Here is a 7,157-nt window from a genome sequence, read left to right as displayed (position 1 = left end):
GCCCACAACGGCGGCCGTGAGCCCGACAACCCGTCGTAGGCCCGGGAAGCCGCGGCCCGGGCCCGGAGCGACTAGTCCAGCGCCACCATGCCGTAGTCGCCGTCGCGCCGTACGTAGAGCACGGCGCCCCGGTCGGTCGCCACGTCGGTGAAGAACACGAACGGCTGTTCGCTGCGTGCCAGCCGGATCGCCGCCACCTCGACGCTCAGCCGCGGCGCCGGCTCGCGGTCGATCGACACCGCGACCGCCGGGCAGCGCTCGATCGGCGACCGGCGCGCCTGCACCAGCCGGTACCCGGTCGGGCCGGCCCGGTACACGACGGTGTCCTCGCCGCTGTCGCTGTCGTGGAACAGCTGGAAGTCCCGGTCGAGCAGGTCCAGCACCCCGATCGCCTCGTCCACCGTGCACTCCCCCGACACCACGCCGGGCACCCGGATGCGCGGCGCCGCCGGCAGCTCCGCGGCCGCCGGTCGTCGCCGCGCGTCGGCACGCCGGTCGGAGTCCGAGCGCTCGAGCGCCGCATGCAGCTGCTGCCGCAGTTCGTCCAGCCCCTCGTGGGCGGTCCCGGCCGTCGTGTGGACGCGGAACCGGGTGCCGTTCACGTTGACGGTGGCGTAGGACGCGACCGGCCGCTCCAGCGACGGGTCGTCGTAGCGCACGATCCGCACGTCGGCCCGGAGCACCGGACCGCGGTGGTCCCCGACCGCGGTCCGGATCGCCGTCCGGGCGTAGCGGGCGACGTCGGGCGCGAGCTGCCCGCCCAGCGTCACCCCGACCGCGAAGCCGGGCGCCTCGTCGGCCCGTGGTTCACGTACCTCCAGCACCGGAACGTCTTGAGTCGTCATCGTCGACCTCCCTCGGTGTCCGGGCATCGTCGCCGCTCGACACAGTGGAGGCACAGCCGCCGCGCCGCGTCGCGACCGGGCCGTGATGAGTTAACGCGTGAAACGCGTGATCAGACGCTGGTTCTTGGCCGGGCCGTGCACGTCCCACAGCGTCCGGAGGCGACGGCCGTCGCGGTCCAGCGCGACCATCCCGTCGTAGGTGTCGCGCCCGCACGGGTGGACGACCGGCGTGCCGGGCCGCCACGGGTGGAACGGGCGGCCGTCCTCGAAGAGCATCCACCATTCGCCGTCCAGCGGCTGCAGGAGCGACACGCGGTACACCGGCAGATCGGCGCCCCGCCAGCGCAGCACGCCGTCCTCGGCCAACCGCAGACCCGCCTCGAACGCGGTGACGACGAGCGTGCCGGCCACGGTTCCGTACGTCCGGGCCGACCGGTCGACGACCCGCCGGGCCATCGTCCACTCACCGATCAGCGCACGCGGTTCCACGCCGATCACGGTATCCCGGGAATCCGTCCGTGCACCGACCTGCGAAACTCGGAGCAGAACCTGGGAGCGAGGGGACACGATTCATGCGAGCAGTGGCGGCGATGGTCGCGCATTCAGCCCATGTGGAAGCCGGGCTGTTGTACGTGGAGGGCGCCGGCTGGGAGTGGGCCAAACTCCCGGCGTTGCCCGCGACCGCGAACGTCACGTTCGCCGCCGTCTTCGGCGTGACGCCCGACGAGGTGGAGCGCACCCCGGTGATCCGGATCGAGATCGAGGGGCCGACGAAGTCGCTCGGCCACGTCGACCACCACTTCGTCGCGAACACGATCCACCAGATCCCGGGGACGCCGATCCACGAGCCGCGCGTCATCGAGCTCACCGACCTGACGTTCGTCGAGTGGGGCCTGCACCGCCTCACCGCGGTGCGCCTCGAGGGCGACGAACGGCAGGAACTCGCCGTGGTGGAGTTCTCGATCGTTCAGGCCTGAAGCAGCCGCTCCAGCACGGTACGCACGCTGGTCGCGGGCCGGCCGATCACCGTCTCCAGCGTCGGGTCGGTGACCGCGAACTCGCCCCGGCGGGCGGCGCGGAACATGCCGAGCATGAACTCGGCGGCGGCCGGCGGCAGACCGCTGGCGGCCGCCCACTCCTCGTCGCTGACCACGACCCGGGTCACGGTGCGGCCGAGGACGTCGCCGACGAGCGCGGCGACGGCCTCGAAGTCCAGCGCCGCGGGTGCGGTCAGCGGCGGCGTGACGCCGTCGAACAGGCCGTCGGTGGTGAGCGCGGCCACCGCGACGTCGGCCAGGTCGTCGTGCCAGGTCCACGAGAACGGGCCGTCCGCGGGCAGGGCCAGCCGGCCGGTCTCGCGGACGCCGCCGAGCGTCAGGCCGATCGCCGTGGCGTAGTAGCCGTTGCGTAGCGCGGTGAACGGCACGCCCAGCCCGGCCAGGTGCTCCTCGGTGCGTGCGTGCGTCTGCGCCGCCGCGAACCGTGAATCCCGGGACGCGGCCTGGTGGCTGGTGTAGAGGATCCGCTTCGCGCCGGCCGCCGCGGCGGCGTCGAGCGCGGCCGTGTTCGCGGCCACCGCCTCGTCGGCGCCGCGGATCGCGGCCGAGACGACGAGCACCTGCTCGGCGCCCTCGAAGGCGTGCCGCAGCGACGCCGGGTCGGTGAAGTCGGCGGCGCGGACCCGGACGCCGCGCTCGGCGAGCGCGGCGGCCTTCGCGGGCTCCCGCACGCTCACCGCGACGCGTGACGCGGGCACCTGGTCCAGCAGCCGCGCGACGATCCGCGATCCGAGCCGGCCGGTGGCTCCGGTGATGACGAACATGACTGACTCCCTGGTTGTTTCCAGCGTTACGCCGAGGACGTTAGCACCGATTCGCTACCACCGCTAACAGCGATTTGTTATCGTTGCTAGGTGACCGGGAGAGACCAGATCGTCGAGGCCGCGGCCCAGCTCCTGCGCGAGCACGGCGTCCGCGCGGTGACCACCCGCGCCGTGGCCGAGGCGGCCGGCGTCCAGGCGCCCACGATCTACCGCCTGTTCGGCGACAAGGACGGCCTGGTCGACGCCGTCGCCGAGCACGTGCTCGGCGCGTACGTCGCCGCGAAGCTGCGCACCCACGTCGAGGACGACCCGGTCGCCGACCTGCGTGCCGGCTGGCATTCGCACATCGAGTTCGGCCTGGCCAACCCGGGCCTGTTCACGTTGATGTACTCGTCCGAGCGCACCGAGCGGTCACCGGCGATCGCCGCGGGCATCGAGAAGCTCCGCGCGCGCATCCGGGCACTGGCCACCGCCGGGCGGCTCCGGGTCGACGAGGACCGCGCGCTCGCGATGGTGCACGCGGCCGGCGTCGGCGCCGTGCTGGCCGTGCTCGACGGCGCCGCCGACCGGCGCGACCCCGGGTTCGCCGACGCGATGTTCGACGCGGTGGTGAGCGCGATCCTCGGCACGGAGCGGGCCGCGGCCGACGACTCGCTGCGCACGGTCGCGGTCACCTTCGGCACGCGGATCGACGAACTGCCCGCCCTCACCGACGCCGAGCGGTCGCTGATGCGTGAGTGGCTCAGCCGCTCGCTGGCCGCCGCCCGACCGTGAGCAGGTGCGAGGTGGCGCCGAACTGACTCTCGTCCTGCTCGACGATCCGCAGCGCGGCGAGCACCGACGCGGTCCGCTCGTCGTCCAGCCAGCCGTCGCGCCCGGCGAAGAGCCAGGCCGGGCCCTCCACCGCGTACCGAGTGGCGCCCGCCATCCCCGCCTCGGCGAACTCGTCGCGGATCTCGTCGGCGGTGTGGAAGTACGCGAGCGTGAACAGTTCCTCGGTCAGCCCGTCGTGCACACCGGTGGCGACCTCGACGTCGACGAGGCGACGCACCGCCGGCCGCGCGTACCGGTCGCGGGCCACCGCGTCCCACAGCCCGGCGTGCCGCGCGATCGTCGCCGCCACCACGACGCCGCCGGGTGCGGTGACGCGCACGGCCTCACGCAGGGCCGCGACCCGGTCGGCCCGCTCGGTCAGGTGGTAGAGCGGGCCGAGCAGGAGCGTCGCCGCGTACGCGCCGGTCGGTTCGTCCAGGCGCCGGGCGTCGCCCCGCACGGCGTCGACGCCGGGGATCGACGCGGCGTGCGCGACGTGCGACGCGAGCGGGTCGACGAGCCGCACCGGGTGGCCGTCGGCCGCCAGCCAGCGGGCGTGGACCCCGGTGGCACCGCCGACGTCGAGGACTGGGCCCGGTGGCAGCACCCGGCGGAGGATCTCCTGTGTGCGCAGGAACTCCAGCTTCCCGTTGCCGGCGTCGAGCCGGGTCAGTTCGCCGCCGCGCTCGTAGTAGGTGCGTATCGAGGCGTCCATGGCTTCAGGCTGGCCCCTGCGACCAAGCCGTTTTGGCGAGTTCGCGGCCGAGCGCGGATGCGGCGACCATCAGCACGGCCGCGAGGCGGTGCAGTTCGGGGCCGGTCGCGGTCACCGGGTCGTCCGGTCCGCCGGCGACCACGGCGAGCGACGCCAGCGTGGTGCGCAGCGGCCCCGGGACGCCGACCGCGATCGACCAGGTGCCCGGCGTGGCCTCCCCGGCGCTGTACGCGTAGCCCCGGGCCCGCACCTCGGCCAGGTCGCGGCGCAGCGTCGCCGGGTCGGTGACGGTGTGCGCGGTCAGCCGTTCCGGCGCGGCCAGCGCCGCCTCGACGACCTCGGGAGCCGCCGCGGCCAGCAGCGCCTTGCCCGCGGCCGTCGCGTGCAGCGGCAACCGGCGCCCGACCTTGCTCTCCAGCGGCACCGACGCGCGGCTCCAGATCCGCTCGATGTACAGCGAGTGCACCCCGTCGCGGATCGCCAGGTGCACGTTCTCGCCGGTCGCGCGGTGGACGTCCTCGAGGAACGGCATCGCGATCTCACGTAGCTCACCGTGGATCGGGGCCAGCAGCGCGAGCTGCCAGATCCGCCGCCCGACGACGTACGCGCCGTCGGGCTCGCGGTCGAGGGCACCCCACTCCTCGAGCTCGGCGACCAGCCGGTGGGCGGTGCTCAGCGGCAGGCCGCCGCGCCGGGCCAGCGCGGACAGCCGCAGCCGCGGGTGCTCGGCGTCGAACGCGCCGAGCAGGCGCAACGCCCGCGACGTGACGGCTTGACCACGCATGCACGCATCTTTCCAGGCCCGACACGGCGGCCCCGGAACCGGCGAACACCTGTCCCGGTAGTTACAGTTCGCCGCGTGCGAGACCTCTTCGACGCCGCCGGCGGCCTGCGGAAGGCCTACCGCGCCGTCGACTGGGCCGCCACACCGCTCGGGCCGGTCGAGTCGTGGAGCCCGACGCTGCGCAGCACGGTCGACCTCGCGCTCAACAGCCGGTTCCCGGTGACGCTGCTGTGGGGACCGGAGTACGTGCTGGTCTACAACGAGGCCTACGTGCAGCTGATCGGCGACAAGCACCCCGGGGCGCTCGGCCGGCGTACGCAGGACGTGTTCAGCGAGATCTGGGACACGATCGGGCCGCTGCTGGAGTCGGTCGCGACCGGGCAGGGCACCACCTGGGTCGAGAACCAGCAGCTGATGATGGACCGGCACGGGTTCGTCGAGGAGACGTACTTCACCTACTCGTACTCCGCGGTGCACGGCCCGGACGGCACCATCGAAGGGGTCATCGACATCGCGTCGGAGACGACCCACGAACTGGTCGACCGCCGCCGCCTGGCGCTGCTCAGCCGGCTCTCCGAACGGCTCGGCGACCTCGACCACCCGCAGGAACTCGACGCGGTGGCGCTGCCGGTGCTGCGGACCGCTCCGGCCGACTTCCACGACGTCGAGATCCGGATCCCCGGCACGTTGCCGGCCGGCCAGGACTTCGCGCTGGAACCCGGCCCGGTCGCGCACCTGCGGCTGAGCACCGATCCCGACGCCACGTTCGTCACCCGGCTCAGCCCGCACCTGCCGCTCGACGAGCGCTATCTCGGGTTCGTCCGGCTGATCGGGACGTCGCTGTCGCAGGCGCTGAGCCGGGCCCGCCAGCGTGACGCCGAGCGCCGCACCGCGGAGCTGGAGCGGCGGATGTCCGAGAGCCTGCAGCGCAGCCTGCTCACCCCGCCGCCGAAGCCCGCGGGCCTGGACATCGCGGTGCGCTACCGCTCCGCGCTGGAACAGGCCCAGGTCGGCGGCGACTGGTACGACGCGTTCGAACTCCCCGACGGCCGGCTGACGATGGCCGTCGGCGACGTCACCGGGCACGACATGGACGCGGCCGCGCTCATGGGCCAGCTGCGCAACCTGCTGCGCGGCATCTCGTACACGCTGCGCCACTTCCCGTCCCGGGTACTCGCCGCGCTCGACGACGCGCTGCACGGGCTTCACGTCGGCGCGTTCGCCACGGTCGTGCTCGCGCACGTCGAGCGGGAGGGGCCGCAGGGACGGCGGGAGGTGCGCTGGACGAACGCCGGGCACCCGCCGCCGGCGCTCGTCACCGCCGACGGCACGGTCACGCTCCTGTACACGCGGCCGGAGCTGCTGATCGGCGTGCACCAGGCGGTGCCGCGCTCGGACCACACGATCGTGCTCGAACCCGGTTCGAGTCTGGTGTTCTACACCGACGGCCTGGTGGAGCGGCGCGGACAGTCACTCGACGAGGGCCTCGGCCGTCTCGTCGACGCGCTGGCCGCGCAGCGGCACCGGACGGCCGACGACCTGTGTGACCACCTTCTGGGGGCCTTCGGACCGACCAGTGAGGACGACGTCGTCCTCGCGGTGCTGCGTGTGCATACTCTCGAACAGTGGACGAATTCTCGCTCCTGACCGAGGTCGCCGACGAGCTCGGCGTCGGGCCCGACCGCGTCCCGCGCGTCACCCGCAGCGCGATCGAAACCTCCCCCGGGCGGTACGTCAGTGTGCTGACCTGGGGTGAGTCCGAGCCGGAGCTGGTGTTCCTGCACGGCGGCGGCCAGAACGCGCACACCTGGGACCTGGTCGCGCTGTTACTGGGCCGCCCGGCGATCGCGCTCGACCTGCCCGGCCACGGGCACTCGTCCTGGCGGGACGACCGGGACTACGGCCCGGTGCGCAACGCGCACGCCGTGGCGACCGTGGTCGAGCGGCGCGCTCCGGACGCCGCCGCGGTGATCGGCATGTCGCTGGGCGCGCTGACCACGGTGCGGCTCGCGGCCGCCCGGCCCGACCTGGTGCGCCGGGCGATGCTCGTCGACGCGACCCCGGGTTCCCGCGACGCCTACGCCCGGATGACCGATCGGGAGCGGGGCGCCGTCGCGCTGACCCGCGGGCCGCGGACGTTCGACACGCTCGAGGAGATGGTCGACGCCGCCGTGGCCG

9 protein-coding genes are annotated in these 7,157 nt (G+C 73.8%); 4 read left to right on the top strand and 5 right to left on the bottom strand.

Annotated features, from left to right (window positions below):
• Nucleotides 1-71: 71 nt before the first annotated feature.
• Nucleotides 72-845 carry a sigma 54 modulation/S30EA ribosomal C-terminal domain-containing protein gene (locus ABD437_RS04060; RefSeq protein WP_344647377.1) on the bottom strand — a complete coding sequence of 258 codons (774 nt, stop codon included), beginning with the start codon at nt 843-845 and terminating at the stop codon, nt 72-74.
• A 90-nt stretch (nt 846-935) separates the two neighbouring features.
• Nucleotides 936-1,334: a DUF6314 family protein gene (locus ABD437_RS04055; RefSeq protein ID WP_344647376.1), complete on the bottom strand. Its 399-nt coding sequence runs from the start codon at nt 1,332-1,334 to the stop codon at nt 936-938.
• Between the two features lie 83 nt (nt 1,335-1,417).
• Here ABD437_RS04055 and ABD437_RS04050 point away from each other — a divergent pair, with 83 nt between their 5' ends.
• Nucleotides 1,418-1,822, top strand: coding sequence for a hypothetical protein (locus ABD437_RS04050; protein WP_344647375.1), 405 nt, complete (start codon nt 1,418-1,420; stop codon nt 1,820-1,822).
• Here ABD437_RS04050 and ABD437_RS04045 read toward each other — a convergent pair.
• The gene (locus ABD437_RS04045) at nt 1,813-2,667 is read right to left on the bottom strand and encodes an NmrA family NAD(P)-binding protein (RefSeq protein WP_344647374.1); all 855 of its coding nucleotides are present in this window, start codon (nt 2,665-2,667) and stop codon (nt 1,813-1,815) included. The genes ABD437_RS04050 and ABD437_RS04045 overlap by 10 nt on opposite strands.
• Before the next feature lie 90 nt (nt 2,668-2,757).
• Here ABD437_RS04045 and ABD437_RS04040 point away from each other — a divergent pair, with 90 nt between their 5' ends.
• Nucleotides 2,758-3,441, top strand: a complete 684-nt coding sequence (locus tag ABD437_RS04040) for a TetR/AcrR family transcriptional regulator (protein ID WP_344647373.1) — start codon at nt 2,758-2,760, stop codon at nt 3,439-3,441.
• Here the strand turns inward: ABD437_RS04040 and ABD437_RS04035 are convergent.
• Together ABD437_RS04035 and ABD437_RS04030 are read right to left on the bottom strand one after the other, a co-directional pair.
• On the bottom strand, nt 3,410-4,195 hold the full coding sequence (locus tag ABD437_RS04035) for a methyltransferase domain-containing protein (RefSeq protein ID WP_344647372.1): 786 nt from the start codon (nt 4,193-4,195) through the stop codon (nt 3,410-3,412). The genes ABD437_RS04040 and ABD437_RS04035 overlap by 32 nt on opposite strands.
• Before the next feature lie 4 nt (nt 4,196-4,199).
• Nucleotides 4,200-4,979, bottom strand: a complete 780-nt coding sequence (locus ABD437_RS04030) for an IclR family transcriptional regulator (protein WP_344647371.1) — start codon at nt 4,977-4,979, stop codon at nt 4,200-4,202.
• 75 nt (nt 4,980-5,054) lie between these two features.
• Here ABD437_RS04030 and ABD437_RS04025 point away from each other — a divergent pair, with 75 nt between their 5' ends.
• Nucleotides 5,055-6,626: a PP2C family protein-serine/threonine phosphatase gene (locus tag ABD437_RS04025; protein ID WP_344647370.1), complete on the top strand. Its 1,572-nt coding sequence runs from the start codon at nt 5,055-5,057 to the stop codon at nt 6,624-6,626.
• On the top strand, nt 6,605-7,157 hold a 553-nt coding region (locus ABD437_RS04020; RefSeq protein WP_344647369.1), incomplete at its 3' end, for an alpha/beta fold hydrolase. The genes ABD437_RS04025 and ABD437_RS04020, both read left to right, overlap by 22 nt.

This window comes from Cryptosporangium japonicum, from assembly GCF_039524755.1.
Classification (GTDB): domain Bacteria; phylum Actinomycetota; class Actinomycetes; order Mycobacteriales; family Cryptosporangiaceae; genus Cryptosporangium; species Cryptosporangium japonicum.
This window is presented reverse-complemented; position numbering and strand designations above follow the sequence as displayed.